This is a genomic window from Cupriavidus sp. 10L43_2, from assembly GCF_056395265.1.
Genome location: NZ_JBFTJE010000002.1, coordinates 1 through 21,404, shown reverse-complemented (window position 1 = coordinate 21,404; position 21,404 = coordinate 1). Strand labels below are relative to the sequence as shown.

Here is a 21,404-nt window from a genome sequence, read left to right as displayed (position 1 = left end):
CCCGACATCATAACGGCAGTGGATCAGGAAGTTGGGCCAGCCTGGTTGGCGGATTGGCCGGGGGGTTGGTCGCCGGAGGGCTGGCGTGCAACATGCACGGCCAGCCAGATCGTCGGCTGGGCGGCGTCGGTCCAGGCCACGCGGTGGCGGCAATGGGCCGGCAGGTGCAGCCAGTCGCCGGCGCCCAGCGTGTGCGTGGCGCCGGCCTCGATCTCCACCGCGCCGCTGCCGCTGACCACGACCACCCATTCGTCCTCGGGGTTGTCGTACCAGAAGCCGGGCGGGCTGGCCTGCCCGTTGGAGACGATCCGCTCGATCCGCACATCTCCGGCACCCGGCCATTGGGTCAGCGCGGTAAACACCTCGCCCGGCGCGTTCGCCGGCACGTCTTGCAGCAGGTTGCCGTGGATCGGTGTCATCGCTGGTTTCCTCCGCCCGGCCTGCCGGGGCGTTACTCGGGTCCGCCCGGGGCGAGCACCTCGCGCGTGCCGTTGCGGCCCATCGGCGAGACAAGCCCCGCCGCTTCCATCTGCTCGATCAGCCGTGCGGCACGGTTGTAGCCGATGCGCAGCTGGCGCTGCACGGCGGAAATCGACGCCCGCCGCGAGTTGAGCACGAACGAGGCCGCGTCGTCGTACAGCGGGTCGGATTCGCCCTCGCCGCCGGTCTCGCCAAACAGGTCGGTGGCGCCTTCCGGCGTGTCGCCGGCCAGGATGGCTTCATCATAGTCAGGCTCGCCGAACTGCTTCCAGTGCTCCACCACCCGGTGCACCTCGTCGTCCGCCACGAACGCGCCATGCACGCGCTGCGGGTAGCCGGTGCCGGGCGGCAGGAACAGCATGTCGCCCTGCCCCAGCAGGCTTTCGGCGCCCATCTGGTCAAGGATGGTCCGCGAATCGATCTTCGACGACACCTGGAACGCCACGCGCGTCGGGATATTGGCCTTGATCAGGCCCGTGATGACGTCCACGGACGGCCGCTGCGTGGCCAGGATCAGATGGATACCGGCGGCGCGCGCCTTCTGCGCCAGTCGGGCGATCAGTTCCTCGATCTTCTTGCCGGCCACCATCATCAGGTCGGCCAGTTCGTCGATTACCACCACGATCAGCGGCAGCGTGGACAGCGGCTCGGGCGCGTCCGGCGTCAGCGAGAACGGGTTGCGCACCTTCTCGCCGGCCGCCTCGGCCGCGCGGATCTTCTGGTTGTAGCCGGCCAGATTGCGCACGCCGAGCGCGGACATCAGCCGATAACGCTTTTCCATCTCCCCCACGCACCAGTTCAGCGCGTGCGCGGCCTGCTTCATGTCCGTGACCACGGGCGCCAGCAGGTGCGGAATGCCCTCGTACACGGACAATTCGAGCATCTTGGGGTCGATCATGATCAGGCGCACGTCTTCCGGCGTGGCCTTGTACAGCATCGACAGGATCATCGCGTTGACCGCGACGGACTTGCCCGAGCCGGTGGTACCGGCCACCAGCAGGTGCGGCGCGCGGGCGAGGTCGGTCACCACGGGGTTGCCGGTGATGTCCTTGCCCATCGCCAGCACCAGCCGCGAGGCATGCGCCTGGAACGCCGCGCCGGCCACGATCTCGGACAGCCGGATCATCTGGCGCTTGGCATTGGGCAGCTCCAGCCCCATGCAGGTCTTGCCGGGAATGGTTTCCACCACGCGGATCGACGTCACGCCGAGCGCGCGCGCGAGGTCCTTCATCAGCCCCACCACCTGTGCACCACGCACGCCCATGGCCGGATCCACCTCGAAGCGCGTGATGACCGGCCCGGCGCTGGCGCCGACCACCGACACCGGCACCTTGAACTCGGCCAGACGCTGGGCGATCAGTTCGCCCGTTTCGCGCAGATGTTCTTCGGACACTTCCTCGCCGTTCTCGACGGCCGCTTCGAGCAGACTGGCGCTCGGGAGGCGGTAATCCACGATACGGGGCGGCGGCGGGGTGACCGGGGCGGGGGTTGCTACAGGCGCAGCGGCCGGCGTCAGCGGCACGGTCCGGCCGACCACCGCAGGCAGCACGATGCGCGGCTTGGGCGCGGGCTGGACCAGCGTGTTGGCGTCGAACGCGGGGGGGACGTCGTCGCTGGTGTCGTCGCTTGCATCGTCTTCCGATGCCTCGGCGGCGGCCGGTGACGGCGTGGGCGCCTCGATGACGAAATCGGCCGATGCCACGGCGTCCGCCACGGAGAACGTGGGTTCGGGTTCCGGCTCTGGCTCGGGTTGGGGTTCAGCGATGGGCTCCGGTGCGGCTTCCGGCTCGGCAAGCACTGCCGCCACGGGCTCTTCCACCGTTTCTGGCTCGGCAACGGGCGTTTCTGCCACTGTTTCTGCCACTGTTTCTGCCACTACATCGGGCGCCGCTTCCTGCCCTGCCCGGCCCGCCAGCGCGCGCAGTTCGGCCAGCAGTTCCAAGGCCTCCTGGCGGATCGCGGCCATCGTCACGGGTGCGTCGGGTGTCGCGGGGACGGCGGCAGGCGCGGGGACGGCGGCAGGCGCGGGGGTATCCACGGTATCCACTGTGGCGAGATCGTCGATCCCGTTCACGATCGCTTCCGCGCGTGCCACGACTTCTGGCTCCATCGGCATCGTCGCCGTGACGGCGGGCGGCTCCATGACGGCCACGTCGGACGGGGCCGCCGCCACCGCCGCCGCTACCGTCGCAGCCTGTGCGGCTTCCGGCAGCGTGGTGATGGCCGAGCGCAGGCCCAACGCGGGATTGCGGAACGGGCTGCTCACCACCGTCGCGCGCGGCGCGGCGGGCTTTTGTGGCGCAGGGGTGGGAGCGGGGTTGGGTACACCGGCCCGGGCCGGCGACACCGGCGCCGGCTTCGCGGCTGGCGGCGGCATCACGGCCGCCGGTTTGGCGGGCGCGGCCTTCACAGCGCCGGGCGAATCGGCGTGATGCAGCCAGATCTCGCCCGGTTGCGGCGGCGACTGGCGCGTGCGCGGGGGCGGCTGCCATGCGGGCTGCTTGCGTGCGGAGACGGCTTCGATCTGCTTGGTGCGCGGGGGCGTGGGGCTCCAGCCGGCGGCGCTATGGGTAGGCAGGGACGTGGTTTCCCAACGGTCCAGCCCCTCGCGGCCAGCGGCCATCGACGGCGACGCTGCCGCGCCAGCGAATGCGCCGGCATCGGACCGGGACTCGGGTCGTGCGGCGGGACGTGCCGGCTGACGCGGCGCATCTTCCTGCGCGCGCGGCTTGCGCAGCAGGAACAGGCTGCGCCACGTTTCGCCAAAGACCATCGGTGCGGCCAGCCCCAGCACGGCCAGCATCATCAGCAGCGCGCCGGTCCAGCCCAGCAGGTTCGACGCCAGCCCCGCCAGCGCGTGCCCCACGGCGCCGCCGGCGCCCTCGCCTTCGGCCGCCGTCAGGGACTCCAGCGTGGCGCTGGCGCCCAGCACCAGCAGCGTACCCAGCCACACCCGCAGCGAGCCACGACCAAACGGCCGGCGGTCGCCGGCGAGCGCGCGCGTTGCTGTGCGCCATGCCAGCGGCAACAGCCAGAAGGTCGACAATCCGAACCAGCCCAGACCCATGATGAATATGAAAACGTCAAAACTACGGGCAGCGATTGTAGCGGGTCTGAGCGCCCCGGATGGCGCCAATCCCGGCCAATTGCCAAAAATCAGAGGATTCTCTGACTCTGCATGACCAGCGACGACGCGGGAGTACCATCGCCGCAACGTTCTTCTCTCCTCCCCCTCTCCGTATGACCTCGCCGATTTCCACGCTGCGCATTCTTCTGGTGGAAGACCACGCATTCCAGCGCGCGGTGGCCGCCGACATGCTGCGCGCACTCGGCGCGACGCAGATCGTGGAAGCCGACGATGGCGCGACCGCGTTGGACTGGCTCACCACGCAATCGTTCGACGTGGTGTTCTGCGACATCGCGATGCCCCGGCTCAACGGCCCGGGCCTGATGGCCGAGCTGGCGCGGCGCGGGGATCGGGCTTTCGCGGCCACGGCACCGGCCTGGGTCTGGATGACCGCGCAGGATGCCGACATCCTCGATTCGCACCAGCGTCTGGCCGAAGCGCTCGGCCTGCGTGCGGTACACGCGCTGCGCAAACCGCCGGAGCAGGCCGAGTTGGCTGGCATCCTGGCCGAGGCGGCCCGGGGCGATGGCGCGCGGCCGGACGCGGCGACGCCCGACGATGCCACCCTGCTCGCCGCCGTGCCCGATGGCCTCCACATCGTGCTCCAGCCGCAGTTCGCCCTCGCCACGGGCCGGCTGGCGGGGGCCGAGGCGCTGTGCCGCTGGCGCCATCCCACGCTGGGCAACGTGCCGCCGTACCGTTTCATCGCCCGGCTGGAAATGCTCGACGCCGCCGACCCCATCGTCTTTATGGCGATTGATGCCTGCGTGGCCATGCATCGGCGCCTGCGCGCAGCCGGGCTGGAGATCGTGCTGGGCGTCAACGCCTCGGCGCGCACGCTTTGCCGGCCGGAGACGCTGCCGAGGCTGGACGCGATGGTCGCCGCCGCCGGCCTGCCCCGCCGGCAACTGGTGATCGAACTGACCGAGGAATTCCCGGTGCCGGACACCGTGGCGCTGTCCGTGGCGCTCAACCAGTTGCGGCTGCTGGGCTATGGCGTGGCGATCGACGACTTCGGCGTGGGCATCGCCACGTTGAAATTACTCGCGGATCTGCCATTCACGCAGATCAAGCTGGACCGCTCGTTCGTCAAACATGTGGATGGGGACGACCAGCGCACGGCGATCTGCCGGCACGTGATTGCGCTGGCGCGCGACCTGGGGCGCGAATGCGTGGCGGAAGGCGTGGAAACGGTGTCGCAGCGCGCGGCGCTGGCGTCGCTTGGCTGCGATCTGGGACAGGGCTATCTGTGGTCGGCCCCGCTGGCGCCGGACGATTTCCTCGCCGCGGCGCCGGCATGGGCCGGCCTTACGGCGCCGCCCGGAACGGATATTTCGCGAAAATCTGAGTGACGACGGCGTCCAGCGCCGGCTGGCTGTCCTGCGGATCCACGCGGCTCGCATCGCCCTGCGCCACGCCCTCCCAGACCAACTGGTTCTTCCGGGCATCGACCAGATCGATATTGAGCGTGCCTTCTGTATACACGTAGGTGTCGTTGTAGAAGCCGTAGCCCGGCCACGGCCCGTACATGCCGCCGCGATAGGCGTAGTAACCCATGTAGCCGGGCGGCGGCATCGGCGCCGGGTCGCTGACCACCTTCTGGCGCAGCCGCGCGTTGAAGTTGACGAGCAGGTCCGGCGACTGCTGGGTATACCGATAGCCGCGCGCCGTCATTTCGCGCTGGACCGCCGTCTTCAGATATTGCGTGGTCAGGCTCTCGTAGCCCTGTCGGTCGGTGCCGGGCCGGGCGACGAAGCCAAAGGTGCGATAGGCGGAGAAGTCCGCCGTGCGGTTGTAGTCGGTGCGGATATCTGGGCCGGTGGCGCAGCCGGCGAGTGCGGCAAGCGCCGCAGCGCCGAATACGCCCCGGGCGCGGCTCACGATCTGGGTCGGGAGATGGGTGCGCATGATGTCAGTTCCACTTGCCGTCGACGCCGCCCACGCTGAGGCGGCCCGCGCCCAGCAGCGCCACGGCGATGGCGCTGGCCAGGAACATGCCCTGCAACTCCAGCTCCCAGCCGCCGTTCTTGTTGATCATATTGAGCTGGCCCGCATGCACCAGCGCCAGCGCGAAGATCATGTTGATGGCCACGATCAGCGCCGCCGGCCGCGTCCATAGGCCGATGATCAGCAGGATGGGCGCCACCACCTCGCCGATATAGACCCCGTAGGCCACATAGGAAGGCAGCCCGGCCTGGGTCACCGTCTGGATGACGAAGCCGGGTCCCGCCATCAGCTTGGCAATGCCGTGGAGCAGGATCAACACGCCCAACACGATCCGGATAACGGCCTTGCCCAGGTCCTGCGAACCTTGCGTGCGACTCATTGCTGCGCCTCCTTGCCCTTGGTTTGGAAACGGGGGTACGGCCCCCGCCCTCCGGGGCGCCGCACAAGTACCTTAGTGTGTACCGGCGTGAAGGTAAAGGCGCAATGCGCGGATGGCGGGGTCAGGGCTGGGGCTCGTCCTTCGGGGGCGAAAGCATGGTCGAAGACGGGGCCAACGGCGGAGGCGCCGCGAAAGGCGGCGCCGCGTGCATCGGCATGACGCCCGTCGTCATCATGCCCACCCGGCGGGCGGTCTCGGGCAGTACCTCGGCCAGGAAATCGAGGAAGCGGCGCAGCGGCGGCGTCACGCCTTTGCGTGACGGAAACACCGCATGGAGGACGCCCATCGGCAAATCCCACTGGGGCAGGACGACTTCCATGTCGCCGCGCGCGATCTCGTCGCGGCAATACATGCCCGGCAGCATGGCCACGCCCACGCCGGCCAGCACGGCCTCGCGCAGCAGCGCGAATTCGTCGCAGACGAGCTTGGGGTCGTACTGGATATGGACGGATTCGCCGGCTTTGTCGAACAGCGTCCAGATGAACTTGCCATCGTGCGGCCGCTGGCCGACGCCGGGCATGCCTTCCAGCGCCTGCGGGGTGCGCGGGCGGCCGATGCTGTCCAGCAGCGCCGGGCTGGCCACCATCCGCAATTCGCCCTTGCCGAAGGTACGCACGGCGAGGCTGGAGTCCTCGAGCACGTCGCGCACGCGCAGGGCCAGGTCGTAGCCCTCGCCGATCACGTCCACGCGCCGGTTGGTGGCGTCGATTTCCAGCTTGATGCCGGGGTTGGCGCGCATGAAGCCGCCGATCCACGGGGCGAGCAGGATCTGGGCGATGGCCACCGGGCAGCTGATGCGCAGCGATCCTCCCGGCTGCTCGCGGGCATGTTCGATCACTTCCCGCGCGGCTTCGGCGGCCTGGAGCATGTCCCGGCAGCGGGCGTAGTACTGCTCGCCGAGTGGCGTTACGCGCACCTGACGTGTAGTCCGGCGCAGCAACTGGACGCCCAGGTCGCGCTCCAGCTGGGCAATGCGGCGGGAAAGCCGCGACTTCGGCACGCCGCTGGCGCGGCTCGCGGCCGAGAAGCTGCCGTGTTGTACCACCTGGGCGAACAGCGACAGGTCATTGAGGTCTTGCATCCGGGTCTCCGGTGAGGCGATGGCGGCGATTGGGGGCGTTGAGGACGCAGGTCGTTGCGAAGATAGAACAATTATTTGCATTTTGCCTCACTACCGGCACCAATGCCCAGCCGCTATCATTCATTCCATCCAACCGAACCCTAGTGGAGAAAGACATGAACATCCTGCAGATCGATTCCAGCGTCCTTGGTGACAACTCCGTTTCGCGCTCGCTGACCGCCAGCGTGGTGGCCGACCTGGTCGCCAAGAACCCCGGCGCCAAGGTGACCGTGCGTGACCTGGACCAGGACGCCCCGGCCCACCTGACCGGCAACCTGCTGCCCGTGCTGGGCGGCCCGAAGGATGGCCTGAACGCCGTGCAGCAAGCCGAACTGGATCGCACCGAAGCCTGGCTGGCCGAACTGCTGGCTGCCGACGTCGTCGTGATTGGCGCACCGCAATACAACTTTGGCATCCCGAGCCAGCTCAAGGCGTGGATCGACCGCGTGGCACAAGCTGGCCGCACCTTCCGCTACACCGAAGCCGGCCCGGAAGGCCTGCTCAAGGGCAAGCGCGCCATCGTGGTGTCGTCCCGTGGTGGCGTACGCCAGAACGCCGACGCGCTGGATCTGCATGAAATCACCGTCGATACGGTCCTGCGCTTCCTGGGCATCGCCGACATCTCGATCGTGCGCGCCCACGGCCTGGCCATGGGCCCGGACAGCCGCGAAGCTGGCCTGAGCGCCGCCCGCACGGCCATCGCCGCGCTGAACGACGCCACCCGCGCCGCTGCCTGATCTGCTGCCAGAACTGCTTTCCGCTCCTCCGTGGTAACGGTGCCGCCTCCCTTGGCACCGGTTTTTCCTCCAGGCCGCGCCCTTCCGGGCGCGGCCCTTTTTTTGCGTCCGGGCCTTGCGGCGGTGCGTCACGCGTGCCGCCGGGTGTAGGCATCGGCCTACGGCCCGCCTCACCTTCCCCCGGCTCGCTCCGCCGGGCGAACGGGTCTATCATGGGTCGGATTCGGGTCGATTCCCATCGGCCTGCCGTCGCGTCGCATTCGAGTCGTCCCTGGGAGCCTGCATGACCTCTGCACTGTTGCCTGCCGCCGCCAATCATCCGCCGCACGAGCCCGCCCTGCTCGGCCAGTACCGGCACGTGCGCGCCGCCACGGAAGCCATGGTGGCGGATATTTCCGACGCCGATTCAACCGTGCAATCCATGGACGATGCCAGTCCTGCCAAATGGCATCTGGCCCATACGACGTGGTTTTTCGAGGAATTCGTGCTGGCCGCGCGCATCCCCGACTACGAGCCGGTGGATCCGCAGTACCGCTACCTGTTCAACTCCTATTACGAGGCAGTCGGCGCGCGGCATCCGCGTCCGCGCCGGGGGCTGCTGACGCGGCCGTCGCTGGACGAGATCCTGGCCTATCGGGAAGCCGTGGACGAATCCATGCTCTCGCTGCTCACCGATGCCCAGACCGACGCGGAAGCCGCGCTGGTCACGCTCGGCCTCAATCACGAGCAACAGCACCAGGAACTGCTGCTGACCGACATCCTGCATCTGTTCGCCCAGAATCCGCTGCGTCCGGCATATGCGCCCGCGCTGACCGCGCCGGTCATCGCCGATCCGCGCCCGGCGCCGGAGTGGCTGAAGTTCTCGGGCGGCGTGGTGGCCATCGGCCATGCCGGCGATGACTTCGCGTTCGATTGCGAAACCCCGCGCCATAACGTGCTGCTGCAGCCGTATGCGCTGTCCTCGCATCCGGTCAGCAACCATCAATGGTTCGAATTCATCGAGGACGGCGGCTACCAGACGGCCGGGCTGTGGCTTTCCGATGGCTGGCGCTGGGTCTGCGACAACGCCATCCAGGCGCCGCTGTACTGGGAAGAGCGCGACGGCACGTGGTGGCAGATGACGCTGCGCGGCATGCAGCCGGTGGATGCGGACAGCCCAGTCACGCACGTGAGCTTCTTCGAGGCCGACGCCTTCGCGCGCTGGGCCGAGCGCCGGCTGCCGACCGAGGCCGAATGGGAGCACGCGGCGCGCAACCTATCGGCGACCGGCAATTTCGTGGAAGGCCGCACGCTGCGGCCGCTGCCGGATCGGCAGAACACCTCGGGAGCCTTGCGCCAGATGTTCGGCGATGTCTGGGAATGGACGGCCAGCGCCTTCCTGCCCTATCCCGGCTTCCGCCCGAGCGCGGGCGCGGTAGGCGAGTACAACGGCAAATTCATGAGCAGCCAGATGGTGCTGCGCGGCGGCTCATGCGTGACGCCGGAATCCCATATCCGGGCCAGCTATCGCAACTTCTTCTATCCGCACCAGCGCTGGCAGTTCACGGGCGTCCGGCTTGCGGACGATGTGTGATCCGCTGATTGGCTGACTAACTCACCGACCGACCGCATGCCCTGCCAGCCCGACTTTCGGTGGTGGGGCAAAATTTCGGCGGTTAATTGAAAAATTCAAGATTCGAAGAGGCCGATCGATGTTCTGATCAGCCCTCCTTCAGCCGACGCCAGAGCGTGGTGGCACTGATCCCAAGCTGGGCGCAGGCGGCCGTCCGATTGCCGCCGCATTCGGCCAGCACCCGGCGGATGTGCTCCGCCTGGCTCGCCTTGGCCACGCCGGCCAGCGAGCGGCTCTCTTCCGATGGCGCGGTCAGCATCGCCATCTCCATCTCCATCGGCACCCTTGGCGCCCCCTCGCCGTTCTCCGAAGAAAACAGCTCCGGCACGGCCGCCTGCAGCTCGCGCTGCAACGCCGCCGGCTGGAGTTCGGCGCCTGCCACCAGCACGGCAATCCGCTCCGTCACGTTCTCCAGCTCACGGATATTGCCGGGCCAGGCATAGCGGGTCAGGCGCTCCCGCACCGTCGCGGGCAGTCGCTGCGGGGCCTTGGTGCCGAGCCGCTCCTGCGCGCGCCGGTATAGCAGTTCGGCGAGATCGGGCAGATCGGCCACGCGCTCGCGCAGCGGCGGCATTTCAATGCGCAGGATGTTGAGCCGGTAGTAGAGATCCTGGCGGAAGGTGCCCTCACGCACCCGCGCGGCGAGGTCCCGGTGCGTGGCGGCAATCACGCGCACATTGATCGGCACGGCCTCGATGCCGCCAATCGGCAGCACCTGTTTTTCCTGGAGCACGCGCAGCAGCCGGGTTTGCAGCGCTGGCGGCATGTCGCCCACCTCGTCGAGAAACAACGTGCCGTTGTGGGCCGATTCGAACAAGCCCGCCTTGCCCCCGCGCCGGGCGCCGGTGAACGCGCCTTCCTCGTAGCCGAACAGTTCGGATTCGAGCAGCGACTCGGGAAACGCCGCGCAATTCACGGCAATGAACGGGAAAGCGCGGCGCGGACTGGCGTCGTGCATGCCCTGCGCCAGCACTTCCTTGCCGGTGCCGCTCTCGCCGCCAACCAGCACCGTGGAATCGACCAGCGCGTAGCGCCGGGCCAGCGCGCGCAGGTCGCTCATCGCCGGGGAGGCGCCGGCCAGGTCGTCCAGGCTGTAGCGCACCCCGGCCGGGCGGGCGCGGGCGCGCGAGCGCAGGTTGCGGTCGGCGCGATGGATGGCGTTGGCGTCCTGAATGGTCAGCACCGCGCCCGTGGTGCCGGCTTCCCCGACGATGGGAATGCGGTTGACCACCACCATGCGGTCGCCCAGCCGGTGGATGGCCTCCAGCTCGCGGGTGCCGCTTTCCATCACGGCGTCGAGCGCGAGGCCCGGCGCCAGCGTGGACAGCTTGCGCCCTACGGCCACGCCGGTCGGGGTGCCGAGGAACCGTTCCATGGCCGGATTGAACGCCTGCACGCGGCCTTCAGTGTCCACGGCGGCCACGCCTTCGTTCAGGTGGGCCAGGATCGTATTCACGTAGTCGCGCCGGGTGGATTCGATACGCCGCAGCCGCGCCGCCTCGATCGCATCCTCCAGCGCCAGCCGCACCGCATTGCCCGAATATAGGAAAACGCCCATCAAGCCGTATTTGTCGGCCAGGTCGGTCACCATGCCCGGCCCCACCACCACGCGGATGCCCTCTTCCTTGAGCGCCCGCACACGTGCCGTGGCGTCATCCTCGGTCAGATAGGTGTAGCGGGGGATGTCGAGCGAGAACGCGCGCACGAATTCGTCGACTTCGGCGTAGGTCGAGGCATGGGTGACCAGCGCCACCTTCGGCGAAATCCGACGCGCCGTGGCCAGCGCGCTCATCACGTCGAAGCCGGTCACCTTGACCAGCACCACGGGCACATCCACATGCTGGCGCAGATAGGCACCGTTGGAGCCGCCCGCCACCACCACATCGACGCGACCCTCCCGCACCTCGCGGTTGATGGCGCTGGCGGCGGCCTCGAAGGCCCGCCCGACGATGCGGAACTCCGCACGGGCCGCGTAGGCCGGGATCAATTCTGCGAAGGCGCGCGAGAGACGGCTGATGCCCATCGCCCAGATGCGGGGACGGCCGCCGGCCGGCATGGCGGGCGCGTGGAGGGGCGCGGAGGAAGGCAGGAGACTCATGATGGGACCGGCCGTGTAGACGGTTGCATTGTGCGCCGGATGGTTCGATCTTTCAATCCTGAACGACTTGCATTTCATATTTGAAATGTGAATGTGACGAAAGCGCCTATGTCGGACCTCACGCGATGGTTGAGATTACCGGCATAGATAGTTGTTTATTAACGATATCTATCTATCTGAACGGCCATCCAGCGAAGCCAGCCACCACATGGCACACCCCTTGCGCTCTATCTGGCCGCTCTCAATGCCATTCCAGAACACTCCAAGCACACGCCCATGACCTTTTCCGCCTCCGAACTCGCCCGCTCCGCCGGCGCCCGCTTCCGCCAGGCCCTGGCCGACGAAAGCCCGCTGCAGATTCCCGGCACCATCAACGCCAACCACGCGCTGCTGGCCAAGCGCGCGGGCTATCGCGCCATCTACCTGTCCGGTGGCGGCGTGGCCGCGGGCTCGCTCGGCCTGCCCGACCTGGGCATTTCCAACCTGGATGACGTACTGACCGACATCCGCCGCATCACCGACGTCTGCGACACCCCGCTGCTGGTGGACGTAGATACCGGCTTCGGCGCTTCCGCCTTCAACGTGGCCCGCACCACGCGCTCGCTGATCAAGTTCGGCGCCGCCGCGATGCACATCGAGGACCAGGTTGGCGCCAAGCGCTGCGGCCACCGTCCGGGCAAGGAAATCGTCACCCAGGGCGAAATGGTCGATCGCATCAAGGCCGCCGTCGACGCCCGCACGGACGAGAACTTCGTCATCATGGCCCGCACCGACGCGCTGGCCGTGGAAGGCCTCGACAAGGCCATCGAACGTGCCGTGGCCTGCGCGGAAGCCGGCGCCGACGCCATCTTCCCCGAAGCCATGACCGACCTCGACATGTACCGCCGTTTCGTCGATGCCGTGCGCGTGCCGGTGCTGGCCAACCTGACCGAGTTCGGCGCCACCCCGTATTTCACGCTCGACGATCTGCGCAGCGTGGGCGTGGCGATGTCGCTCTACCCGCTCTCCGCCTTCCGCGCCATGAACAAGGCCGCCGAGAGCGTGTACGAGGCCATCCGCCGCGACGGCACCCAGAAGAACGTCGTCAGCACCATGCAGACCCGCGCCGAACTGTACGAGCGCATCGGCTACCATGATTACGAGCAGAAGCTCGACGCGCTGTTCGCGCAGGGCAAGGCCAAGTAAGCCAGCCCGCCCGACACCATCCGCCTCGATCTACAACGATCTGCACCCATCAGTACCCATCAGCACCCAGACCAACAAGGAGACCCACAATGTCCGAAGCTCAACCGCTCGCCACGCCCAAGCCCAAGAAGTCCGTCGCCCTGTCCGGCGTGACCGCGGGGAATACCGCGCTTTGCACCGTGGGCCGCAGCGGCAATGACCTGCACTATCGCGGCTACGACATCCTGGACATCGCCGATACCTGCGAATTCGAGGAAATCGCCCACCTGCTGGTGCACGGCAAGCTGCCGACCAAGGCCGAACTGGCCGCCTACAAGGCCAAGCTGAAGTCCCTGCGCGGCCTGCCCGCCAACGTCAAGGCGGCGCTGGAATGGGTCCCGGCCAGCGCCCACCCGATGGATGTGATGCGCACGGGCGTGTCGGTCCTCGGCAACGTGCTGCCCGAGAAGGACGACCACAACACGCCGGGCGCGCGTGATATCGCCGACCAGCTGATGGCCAGCCTCGGCTCGATGCTGTTGTACTGGTACCACTACAGCCACAACGGCCGCCGCATCGAGGTGGAAACGGACGATGACTCCATCGGCGCCCACTTCCTGCACCTGCTGCACGGCAAGGCGCCGTCCAAGCTGTGGGAACGCGCGATGCAAACGTCGCTGATCCTCTACGCGGAGCACGAGTTCAACGCCTCCACCTTCACCGCGCGCGTGATCGCCGGTACGGGTTCGGACATGCATTCGTCGATCTGTGGCGCCATCGGCGCGCTGCGCGGCCCGAAGCATGGCGGCGCCAATGAAGTGGCGTTCGAGATCCAGAAGCGCTACGACACCCCGGACGAAGCCGAGGCCGACGTGCGCCGCCGCGTGGAGAACAAGGAAGTCGTGATCGGCTTTGGCCACCCGGTGTACACCACGGGCGACCCGCGCAACCAGGTGATCAAGGAAGTGGCGCGCAAGCTGTCGAAGGACGCCGGCTCGACCAAGATGTTCAGCATCGCCGAGCGCCTGGAAACGGTGATGTGGGATGCCAAGAAGATGTTCCCGAACCTCGACTGGTTCAGCGCCGTGAGCTACCACATGATGGGCGTGCCGACGGCGATGTTCACGCCGCTGTTCGTCATCGCCCGCACCTCGGGCTGGGCCGCGCACATCATCGAGCAGCGGATCGACAACAAGATCATCCGCCCGAGCGCCAACTACACGGGGCCCGAGAACCTCAAGTTCGTGCCGATCGAGAAGCGCTGACCGGTGCCGCGCGGGGCCCCCTGCCCCGCGCCGCCCGCCACGGACGCTCCATAACCACCCCACGCCATGAACACTGCCTACCGCAAGCCGCTGCCCGGCACCAAACTGGACTACTTCGACGCGCGCGCCGCCGTGGAAGCCATCCACCCGGGCGCCTATGACAAGCTGCCCTACACCTCGCGCGTGCTGGCCGAGAATCTCGTGCGCCGCTGCGACCCGTCCACGCTGACCGCCTCGCTGCAACAACTGATCGAGCGCAAGCGCGAACTGGACTTCCCGTGGTTCCCCGCACGCGTGGTCTGCCACGACATCCTGGGCCAGACCGCGCTGGTGGACCTGGCCGGCCTGCGCGATGCCATTGCCGACCAGGGCGGCGACCCCGCGCTGGTCAACCCGGTGGTGCCGGTGCAACTGATCGTCGATCACTCGCTCGCCGTGGAATGCGGCGGCTTCGATCCCGATGCGTTCACCAAGAACCGCGCCATCGAAGACCGACGCAACGAAGACCGTTTCGATTTCATCAACTGGACCAAGAAGGCGTTCCGCAACGTGGACGTCATCCCGCCGGGCAACGGGATCATGCACCAGATCAATCTGGAGCGGATGTCGCCGGTGATCCACGCCGAGCAAGGCCTGGCCTACCCCGATACCGTGGTGGGCACGGACAGCCACACGCCGCACGTGGACGCGCTGGGCGTGATCGCCATCGGCGTGGGCGGCCTGGAGGCCGAGAACGTGATGCTGGGCCGCGCCTCGTGGATGCGCCTGCCTGACATCGTCGGTGTGGAGCTGTCTGGCAAGCGCCAGCCCGGCATTACCGCCACCGACATCGTGCTGGCCCTGACCGAGTTCCTGCGCAAGGAAAAGGTGGTCGGTGCCTATCTGGAATTCCGTGGCGAAGGTGCCTCCAGCCTCACATTGGGCGACCGCGCGACCATCTCGAACATGGCCCCCGAATACGGCGCCACGGCCGCGATGTTCTATATCGATGAGCAGACGCTGGCCTACCTGCGCCTGACCGGCCGGGAAGACGCGCAAGTCGCGCTGGTGGAAACCTACGCGAAGACGGCCGGCCTGTGGGCCGACTCGCTGGCCAACGCCGAGTACGAGCGCACGCTGCATTTCGACCTGTCCACCGTGGTCCGCAATATGGCCGGCCCGTCGAACCCGCACAAGCGGCTGCCGACGTCCGACCTGGCCGCGCGCGGCATCGCCGGCCAGTGGGATGACGTGCCGGGCCAGATGCCCGACGGTGCCGTCATCATCGCCGCCATTACGAGCTGCACCAACACCAGCAACCCGCGCAACGTGATTGCAGCGGCACTTCTGGCCCGCAATGCCAACGCGCGCGGGCTGACGCGCAAGCCGTGGGTCAAGTCGTCGCTGGCGCCGGGCTCGAAGGCGGTCGAGTTGTATCTCGAGGAAGCCAAGCTGCTGCCCGATCTCGAAAAGCTCGGCTTCGGCATCGTCGCGTTCGCCTGCACCACCTGCAACGGCATGTCCGGCGCGCTCGATCCGGTGATCCAGAAGGAAATCGTCGACCGCGACCTGTACGCCACGGCGGTGCTGTCCGGCAACCGCAACTTCGACGGCCGCATCCACCCGTACGCCAAGCAGGCGTTCCTGGCCTCGCCGCCGCTGGTGGTGGCCTACGCCATCGCTGGCACGATCCGCTTCGACATCGAGCGCGATGCGCTGGGCAAGGACGCCGACGGCAAGCCGATCTACCTGAAGGACATCTGGCCGAGCGACGAGGAAATCGACGAGATCGTCGCCAAGAGCGTGAAGCCGGAGCAGTTCCGCAAGGTCTACGAGCCGATGTTCGCCATTTCGGTGGACCAGGGCGAGGCCGTGAGCCCGCTCTACGACTGGCGCGCCCAGAGCACCTACATCCGCCGTCCGCCGTACTGGGAAGGCGCGCTGGCCGGCGAGCGCACGCTGCGCGGCATGCGGCCGCTGGCAGTGCTGGGTGACAACATCACGACGGACCACCTGTCGCCATCGAACGCCATCATGCTGAACAGCGCGGCTGGCGAGTACCTGGCGAAGATGGGCCTGCCCGAGGAAGACTTCAACTCGTACGCCACGCACCGGGGCGACCACCTGACCGCCCAGCGCGCCACCTTCGCCAACCCGACGCTGATCAACGAGATGGCCGTGGTCGATGGCACGATCAAGAAGGGTTCGCTGACGCGGATCGAGCCGGAAGGCAAGGTCGTGCGCATGTGGGAAGCCATCGAGACTTATATGGAGCGCAAGCAGCCGCTGATCGTGGTGGCCGGGGCCGACTATGGCCAGGGCTCGTCGCGTGACTGGGCGGCCAAGGGCGTGCGGCTGGCCGGCGTGGAAGCCATCGTGGCCGAGGGCTTCGAGCGCATCCACCGTACCAACCTGATTGGCATGGGCGTGCTGCCGGTGGAGTTCAAGCCGGGGGTGAACCGCACCACGCTGGGCCTGGACGGCACCGAGACGTACGACATCGTCGGCGCCCGCAAGCCGCGCGCCGAACTGACGCTGGTCATCCATCGCAAGAACGGCGAGCGCGTGGACGTGCCGGTGCAGTGCCGGCTGGACACCGCCGAGGAAGTGTCGATCTACGAGGCCGGCGGCGTGCTGCAACGGTTCGCGCAGGACTTCCTGGAATCGGCGCGTGCCGCGGCTTGATGGGAATTCACCGGAAACTGGACGAAGCATGACTCACGTAGCGCAAGTCAAGATTCCCGCCACCTACATGCGTGGCGGCACCAGCAAGGGCGTCTTCTTCCGCCTGCAGGACCTGCCCGAGGCCGCGCGCGTGCCCGGCGCGGCGCGCGACAAGCTGCTGATGCGCGTCATCGGCAGCCCGGACCCGTACGGCAAGCAGATCGACGGCATGGGTGCGGCTACGTCGAGCACCAGCAAGACGGTCATCATCAGCGCCAGCACGCGGCCGGACCACGACGTGGACTACCTGTTCGGCCAGGTGTCGATCGACCAGCCGTTCGTCGACTGGAGCGGCAACTGCGGCAACCTCTCCGCCGCCGTGGGGCCGTTCGCCATCAGCAACGGCTTCATCGATGCCGCGCGCATCCCGCGCAGCGGCAGCGGCGTGGTCACCGTGCGGATCTGGCAGGCCAATATCGGCAAGACCATCGTCGCGCACGTGCCGGTGACGGATGGCGCGGTGCAGGAGACCGGCGACTTCGAACTGGACGGGGTGACCTTCCCCGCCGCCGAGGTGCAGTTGGAGTTCATGGACCCCGCCGAGGAAGGCGAGGATGGCGGCGGCGCGATGTTCCCGACCGGCAACCTCGTCGATGACCTGGAGGTGCCCGGCGTGGGCACGCTCAAGGCGACGATGATCAACGCCGGCATTCCGACGATCTTCGTCAATGCCGACGCCATCGGCTACACCGGCACCGAGCTGCAGGACGCCATCAACGGCGATCCGAAGGCGCTGGCGATGTTCGAGACCATCCGGGCCTACGGCGCAAAGCGCATGGGGCTGATCCGCGACATCGACGAGGCCGCACGGCGCCAGCACACGCCGAAGGTGGCGTTCGTGGCGCGGCCGGTCTCGTACACGGCGTCCAGCGGCAAGGCCGTCAACGCTGGCGACGTGGACCTGCTGGTGCGCGCGCTGTCGATGGGCAAGCTGCACCACGCCATGATGGGCACGGCGGCGGTGGCTATCGGCACGGCGGCGGCGGTGCCGGGCACGCTGGTCAACCTCGCAGCCGGCGGCGGCGAGCGCGAGGCGGTGCGCTTCGGGCACCCGTCCGGCACGCTGCGGGTGGGCGCGCAGGCCAGCCAGGCCGATGGCCAGTGGACCGTCACCAAGGCCATCATGAGCCGCAGCGCACGCGTGCTGATGGAAGGCTGGGTGCGCGTGCCGGGCGACGCGTTCTGACCGTTTCGCCCGACTCGTCTCCCAACTCGCAATACCTCTAAAAAGCGGCATCCTTCCCCCGGGGAGGATGCCGCTTTGTCTTATGGGGCATACGTTTGCGGGCGATGACGGTTGTCGACGCAACCGCCGCCGGTGGGTATAGTGCTCGCTCCGTCCGACGCCGGACGGAGTCCATGAATCGAAGACACGGGGCGGCGCTTCCACAAGACGCCCGAACCTGCCGACATGAGGAGCATCATGCAACGTACCTGCCTGAAATCGCTTGCCAAGCCGATGGCGACACCCATCGCCGCGCTGCTGCTGTCCGCCGGGCTGATGTCCGGCCTGGCCCACGCGCAACTGGCTCCGGCCCCGGGCGCTGACCCGGCCACCACCACTACCGCCCCTGCCGAGGCGCGCAAGGCCAACGTGGTCATCATCGGCACGGGCGGCACCATCGCCGGCGCAGGCGCATCGGCCACCAACACAGCGGCCTACCAGTCGGCCGTGGTGCCGGTGGACAAGATCATCGCCTCGGTGCCCGAGATTTCGAAGGTCGCCAACGTCAAGGGCGAGCAGGTCTTCCAGATCGGCTCGGAGAGCTTCAACAACGAGCGCCTGCTGAAGTTGGGCAAGCGCGTGTCCGAACTCCTGAAGCAGCCGGACGTGGACGGCATCGTCATCACGCACGGCACGGACACGATCGAGGAAACGTCGTACTTCCTGAACCTCACGCTCAAGAGCGACAAGCCCGTGGTAGTGGTCGGCTCGATGCGCCCGGGCACGGCGCTGGGCGCAGACGGCGCGCTGAACCTGTATGACGCGGTGCTGGTGGCCTCCCGGCCCGAGTCGCGCGGCAAGGGCACGCTGGTGGTGCTGAACGACGAGATCCACACCGGCCGCGACGTGACCAAGACCAACACGTTCAAGACCGAGACTTTCCGCTCGCCGTTCGGCCCGCTCGGCTACGTGGTGGAAGGCCGCACGCTGTACTACCGCACGCTGGCGCGCCCGCACACCACGCAGACCGAGTTCGATATCGACAAGATCGACAAGCTGCCCGAAGTCGCTGTGGTCTACGCCTACGGCAACGTGAACCCGGCCAGCATCGACGCGGCAGTGAAGAATGGCGCCAAGGCCATCGTCTATGCCGCCACCGGCAACGGCAGCGTGGGCGACTACATGGTGGAACCGCTCAAGGCGGCCCGCGCCAAGGGCGTGCAGATCGTGCGCGCCTCCCGCACGGGCAGCGGCGTGGTGGTACGCAACGCCGAGCAGCCAGACGACAAATACGACTGGATCGTCACCGACGACCAACTGCCGCAAAAGGCACGCATCCTGATGGCGCTGGCGCTGACCAAGACCAACGACCCGAAGGCGTTGCAGCAGATGTTCTGGAAGTATTGAGCGGTTGCGTCCCCTCTTCCGCCTGCGGTGGAGGGGACGGCTATCAAACTACCTCGTCATAGGCCGTCAGTTTCCAGGTCACGGGCAGTTCCACATAGCGGACGCCGAGAACATCATCGAGCCAGTCAAAGATGCGGTGCCTGGTGAGGACTAGCGGGGGCATCGGCTTGCCTTTGCGGAAGACCTGCGTAGCCTCCCATCGGTGGCTGAATCCGGTGGCGCACCATTTCCCGGATTCAGGGCACGGCTCGCCCGTGGCGGCAAGGGTCCCCAGCGCCGCCCTGGGCGGTGGTGGAATGGGCAGGCCCGTGGCGGGGTCAAGGTTCTTGGCCTTGCACAGGCGGTGGATGAACTCGTCGGACGGCTTCGGCGGCGGCTCGGCGGCTTCCTGTTCCTTTTGCCATTGGAAGGTACCGTCCCAGGGCGGGAGTTTGGCCGGGGGCAGGGGGACGATGTTGTCGATGTCGGGGAGCTTGGGGTTTTGGCCGTCGTAGCGGTCCAGGAATTTGCCGATTTGCTCATAGCGGCGGGAGCGCTCGGGATCGTGCGGCAGGGCGAGATAGTGCATATCCTCGGCTGGAACCCCTTTGAATCCCTGTTCGAGGGCAAGAACAGACAGTACATTTCCGGCTGCCACGCCCTTTTGATACGCACTCAGCGCATCCGAGTATTTCTCAGCGGTGCTCAAATGTATTCCCAACGTATGTGCTGCCGCGCCGTGCCCCTGGCCTGCAGCACATTGACGCATGTTCCGCGCGATCTCCGGGGCTTTGTCCAACGGCGCGAGCAACTCCGCCACATATGCCTGGGCATTCGCGCTACCAAGATCGGCCGCCTTGCGAAAGTACCGCAGCGCCATTTCTCTGTCCTGCTTGAGTCCATAGCCCAGGTTCAAGTAATAGCCAATATCGTAGTACCCCGAGGGTACGCCTGCATCGATTAACTGTGCGGCGAGGTCGATACTTTCCTTTTGTGCGAAAGGTGATGACGCGAGACCGTGTGATACCAACTGCTGTAAGTTATTGTTGGCTTTATAGTGCCCGTGGGCAGCCGCGATCCGATAGTAGCGAGCCACTTCGTCGTACTCTTTCGGGCCCTTTGATTTCTCAAGGAAGCGGGCGTACCGAAAAAGCTTGTCGGCCTCCGCGTCGAGTACTGGAAGATGGTCGGCCTCGATAACGCATTCAAAGGCGAGATTGGTTCGGACGCTAGATAAATCTGCAACGGTTTGCATGGGATTCTCCTTTGGGCATGCCATCAAGACCGACGTCATAGTTACTAAGAATAAGGATCGCATTTGTCAATCCAGATAGGTCCGCTTAGGATCTTCTCGGTAGAATTCGATCAAGGACGCTATGGGAGCCATTTTCATCACCGCCCTTTCCTTGTTCTTCTTTATTATATCTCCCCACCATTTAAACGCCTGCCTCACATCCGCCTGCGCCCCCTTCCCACCCGTATGTATCTCCCACAACCGCTTCCGCAACGGCCCGGTCACCCCCGTATGTTCATGGCAGATATTCAATTCACTATCCGCCGCCATGCTGCGGGTATTGATATTCGCCGAGCCCAGCGTCATGAACACGTCGTCGATAATCATCAGCTTTGAATGCACGTACACGTGCTCCCATTTGCCGGGTGGAGAATCCGGTGCGACCAGCGTGCAGACGTGGACCTTCAGGCCGGGGATTTCGGTCGGCGCGATGGCCTCCTGGGGCGCTTTCATCTGGTCGACCAGTTCCGCCTGCTTTTCTCGCGCCTGCCTCAGGTTCTCGACGGCTTCCGCCAGCTTCTTCACGGTGATCGCTGCGTCCACATACGGGCGCATTCCCTCGGCGCCCTGTATGGCTCCACGGGCTTGCTTCTCCGCCGCGACCGCCTCGTCATATTCCTTTTGCAAGGCCTCGCGCCGCTTGTCCTGCCGTTCGAGTTTCGCCACACCGGGGATGGTGTCGGCGCGGCCCAGGGCCTCCAGCATCCGGTAGGTGTTGACCGTGCCGGGGCCGATGCCCTCGTCGCTCGCATTGGTGACGACAAACAGGTGGATGGGGCCATGCTCGCCCGGGTCGCGGCCCCAGGCTATCTGCTTTGCGGCGGCCGCCTTGATTTGCTCGGCCAATGGCGGAAAGCGGAAATACTG

16 protein-coding genes are annotated in these 21,404 nt (G+C 66.9%); 8 read left to right on the top strand and 8 right to left on the bottom strand.

Annotated features, from left to right (window positions below):
• Window positions 1-23: 23 nt before the first annotated feature.
• The gene (locus AC1DEL_RS02415; RefSeq protein ID WP_092297777.1) at window positions 24-419 is read right to left on the bottom strand and encodes a cupin domain-containing protein; all 396 of its coding nucleotides are present in this window, start codon (window positions 417-419) and stop codon (window positions 24-26) included.
• Window positions 420-451: 32 nt separating this feature from the next.
• Window positions 452-3,547: an FtsK/SpoIIIE family DNA translocase gene (locus tag AC1DEL_RS02410; RefSeq protein WP_477125151.1), complete on the bottom strand. Its 3,096-nt coding sequence runs from the start codon at window positions 3,545-3,547 to the stop codon at window positions 452-454.
• Window positions 3,548-3,720: 173 nt separating this feature from the next.
• On the opposite strand from AC1DEL_RS02410, the gene AC1DEL_RS02405 reads away from it, so the two are divergent.
• Window positions 3,721-4,959, top strand: coding sequence for an EAL domain-containing response regulator (locus AC1DEL_RS02405; protein WP_477125150.1), 1,239 nt, complete (start codon window positions 3,721-3,723; stop codon window positions 4,957-4,959).
• On the opposite strand, the gene AC1DEL_RS02400 is transcribed toward AC1DEL_RS02405, so the two are convergent.
• The 3 genes from AC1DEL_RS02400 to AC1DEL_RS02390 all read right to left on the bottom strand — a co-directional run bounded on the left by AC1DEL_RS02400 (window position 4,916) and on the right by AC1DEL_RS02390 (window position 7,074).
• Complete coding sequence (locus AC1DEL_RS02400) at window positions 4,916-5,515, bottom strand: DUF4136 domain-containing protein (RefSeq protein WP_441590842.1); 600 nt, start codon at window positions 5,513-5,515, stop codon at window positions 4,916-4,918. The genes AC1DEL_RS02405 and AC1DEL_RS02400 overlap by 44 nt on opposite strands.
• Window positions 5,516-5,519: 4 nt before the next feature.
• Complete coding sequence (locus AC1DEL_RS02395; RefSeq protein ID WP_092297765.1) at window positions 5,520-5,933, bottom strand: DoxX family protein; 414 nt, start codon at window positions 5,931-5,933, stop codon at window positions 5,520-5,522.
• A gap of 121 nt (window positions 5,934-6,054) precedes the next feature.
• A complete protein-coding gene (locus tag AC1DEL_RS02390; protein WP_092297762.1) occupies window positions 6,055-7,074 on the bottom strand; it encodes a LysR substrate-binding domain-containing protein in 1,020 nt (339 codons plus the stop codon).
• A 155-nt stretch (window positions 7,075-7,229) separates the two neighbouring features.
• Here AC1DEL_RS02390 and AC1DEL_RS02385 point away from each other — a divergent pair, with 155 nt between their 5' ends.
• A complete protein-coding gene (locus AC1DEL_RS02385; protein ID WP_092297759.1) occupies window positions 7,230-7,850 on the top strand; it encodes an FMN-dependent NADH-azoreductase in 621 nt (206 codons plus the stop codon).
• Between the two features lie 283 nt (window positions 7,851-8,133).
• Window positions 8,134-9,423: an ergothioneine biosynthesis protein EgtB gene (gene egtB, locus AC1DEL_RS02380; RefSeq protein WP_092297757.1), complete on the top strand. Its 1,290-nt coding sequence runs from the start codon at window positions 8,134-8,136 to the stop codon at window positions 9,421-9,423.
• Between the two features lie 127 nt (window positions 9,424-9,550).
• Here egtB and prpR read toward each other — a convergent pair whose 3' ends face one another.
• Window positions 9,551-11,485: a propionate catabolism operon regulatory protein PrpR gene (gene prpR, locus AC1DEL_RS02375; RefSeq protein WP_369823506.1), complete on the bottom strand. Its 1,935-nt coding sequence runs from the start codon at window positions 11,483-11,485 to the stop codon at window positions 9,551-9,553.
• Between the two features lie 351 nt (window positions 11,486-11,836).
• Here prpR and prpB point away from each other — a divergent pair, with 351 nt between their 5' ends.
• The 5 genes from prpB to AC1DEL_RS02350 all read left to right on the top strand — a co-directional run bounded on the left by prpB (window position 11,837) and on the right by AC1DEL_RS02350 (window position 19,264).
• Window positions 11,837-12,745 carry a methylisocitrate lyase gene (gene prpB, locus AC1DEL_RS02370; RefSeq protein ID WP_092297751.1) on the top strand — a complete coding sequence of 303 codons (909 nt, stop codon included), beginning with the start codon at window positions 11,837-11,839 and terminating at the stop codon, window positions 12,743-12,745.
• Window positions 12,746-12,834: 89 nt separating this feature from the next.
• Window positions 12,835-13,989: a bifunctional 2-methylcitrate synthase/citrate synthase gene (gene prpC / locus AC1DEL_RS02365; protein WP_092297748.1), complete on the top strand. Its 1,155-nt coding sequence runs from the start codon at window positions 12,835-12,837 to the stop codon at window positions 13,987-13,989.
• A gap of 66 nt (window positions 13,990-14,055) precedes the next feature.
• The gene (gene acnD, locus AC1DEL_RS02360) at window positions 14,056-16,653 is read left to right on the top strand and encodes a Fe/S-dependent 2-methylisocitrate dehydratase AcnD (RefSeq protein ID WP_092297745.1); all 2,598 of its coding nucleotides are present in this window, start codon (window positions 14,056-14,058) and stop codon (window positions 16,651-16,653) included.
• Between the two features lie 28 nt (window positions 16,654-16,681).
• Window positions 16,682-17,878, top strand: coding sequence for a 2-methylaconitate cis-trans isomerase PrpF (prpF, locus tag AC1DEL_RS02355; RefSeq protein WP_454757108.1), 1,197 nt, complete (start codon window positions 16,682-16,684; stop codon window positions 17,876-17,878).
• 237 nt (window positions 17,879-18,115) lie between these two features.
• The gene (locus AC1DEL_RS02350; protein WP_255370909.1) at window positions 18,116-19,264 is read left to right on the top strand and encodes an asparaginase; all 1,149 of its coding nucleotides are present in this window, start codon (window positions 18,116-18,118) and stop codon (window positions 19,262-19,264) included.
• Window positions 19,265-19,307: 43 nt separating this feature from the next.
• On the opposite strand, the gene AC1DEL_RS02345 is transcribed toward AC1DEL_RS02350, so the two are convergent.
• Together AC1DEL_RS02345 and AC1DEL_RS02340 are read right to left on the bottom strand one after the other, a co-directional pair.
• Window positions 19,308-20,561 carry an SEL1-like repeat protein gene (locus tag AC1DEL_RS02345; RefSeq protein ID WP_454757109.1) on the bottom strand — a complete coding sequence of 418 codons (1,254 nt, stop codon included), beginning with the start codon at window positions 20,559-20,561 and terminating at the stop codon, window positions 19,308-19,310.
• Between the two features lie 3 nt (window positions 20,562-20,564).
• On the bottom strand, window positions 20,565-21,404 hold an 840-nt coding region (locus AC1DEL_RS02340), incomplete at its 5' end, for a phospholipase D-like domain-containing protein (RefSeq protein WP_477125149.1).

Excerpts from the sequence above, each read along its gene's own strand:
- prpC (WP_092297748.1), top strand. The coding sequence starts at position 12,835 with ATGTCCGAAGCTCAACCGCTCGCCACGCCCAAGCCCAAGAAGTCCGTC.
- prpR (WP_369823506.1), bottom strand. The coding sequence starts at position 11,485 with ATGGGCATCAGCCGTCTCTCGCGCGCCTTCGCAGAATTGATCCCGGCC.
- AC1DEL_RS02345 (WP_454757109.1), bottom strand. The coding sequence starts at position 20,561 with ATGCGATCCTTATTCTTAGTAACTATGACGTCGGTCTTGATGGCATGC.
- AC1DEL_RS02390 (WP_092297762.1), bottom strand. The coding sequence starts at position 7,074 with ATGCAAGACCTCAATGACCTGTCGCTGTTCGCCCAGGTGGTACAACAC.
- AC1DEL_RS02350 (WP_255370909.1), top strand. The coding sequence starts at position 18,116 with ATGCAACGTACCTGCCTGAAATCGCTTGCCAAGCCGATGGCGACACCC.
- egtB (WP_092297757.1), top strand. The coding sequence starts at position 8,134 with ATGACCTCTGCACTGTTGCCTGCCGCCGCCAATCATCCGCCGCACGAG.
- AC1DEL_RS02410 (WP_477125151.1), bottom strand. The coding sequence starts at position 3,547 with ATGGGTCTGGGCTGGTTCGGATTGTCGACCTTCTGGCTGTTGCCGCTG.
- AC1DEL_RS02395 (WP_092297765.1), bottom strand. The coding sequence starts at position 5,933 with ATGAGTCGCACGCAAGGTTCGCAGGACCTGGGCAAGGCCGTTATCCGG.
- prpF (WP_454757108.1), top strand. The coding sequence starts at position 16,682 with ATGACTCACGTAGCGCAAGTCAAGATTCCCGCCACCTACATGCGTGGC.
- AC1DEL_RS02385 (WP_092297759.1), top strand. The coding sequence starts at position 7,230 with ATGAACATCCTGCAGATCGATTCCAGCGTCCTTGGTGACAACTCCGTT.
- AC1DEL_RS02415 (WP_092297777.1), bottom strand. The coding sequence starts at position 419 with ATGACACCGATCCACGGCAACCTGCTGCAAGACGTGCCGGCGAACGCG.
- prpB (WP_092297751.1), top strand. The coding sequence starts at position 11,837 with ATGACCTTTTCCGCCTCCGAACTCGCCCGCTCCGCCGGCGCCCGCTTC.
- AC1DEL_RS02400 (WP_441590842.1), bottom strand. The coding sequence starts at position 5,515 with ATGCGCACCCATCTCCCGACCCAGATCGTGAGCCGCGCCCGGGGCGTA.
- acnD (WP_092297745.1), top strand. The coding sequence starts at position 14,056 with ATGAACACTGCCTACCGCAAGCCGCTGCCCGGCACCAAACTGGACTAC.
- AC1DEL_RS02405 (WP_477125150.1), top strand. The coding sequence starts at position 3,721 with ATGACCTCGCCGATTTCCACGCTGCGCATTCTTCTGGTGGAAGACCAC.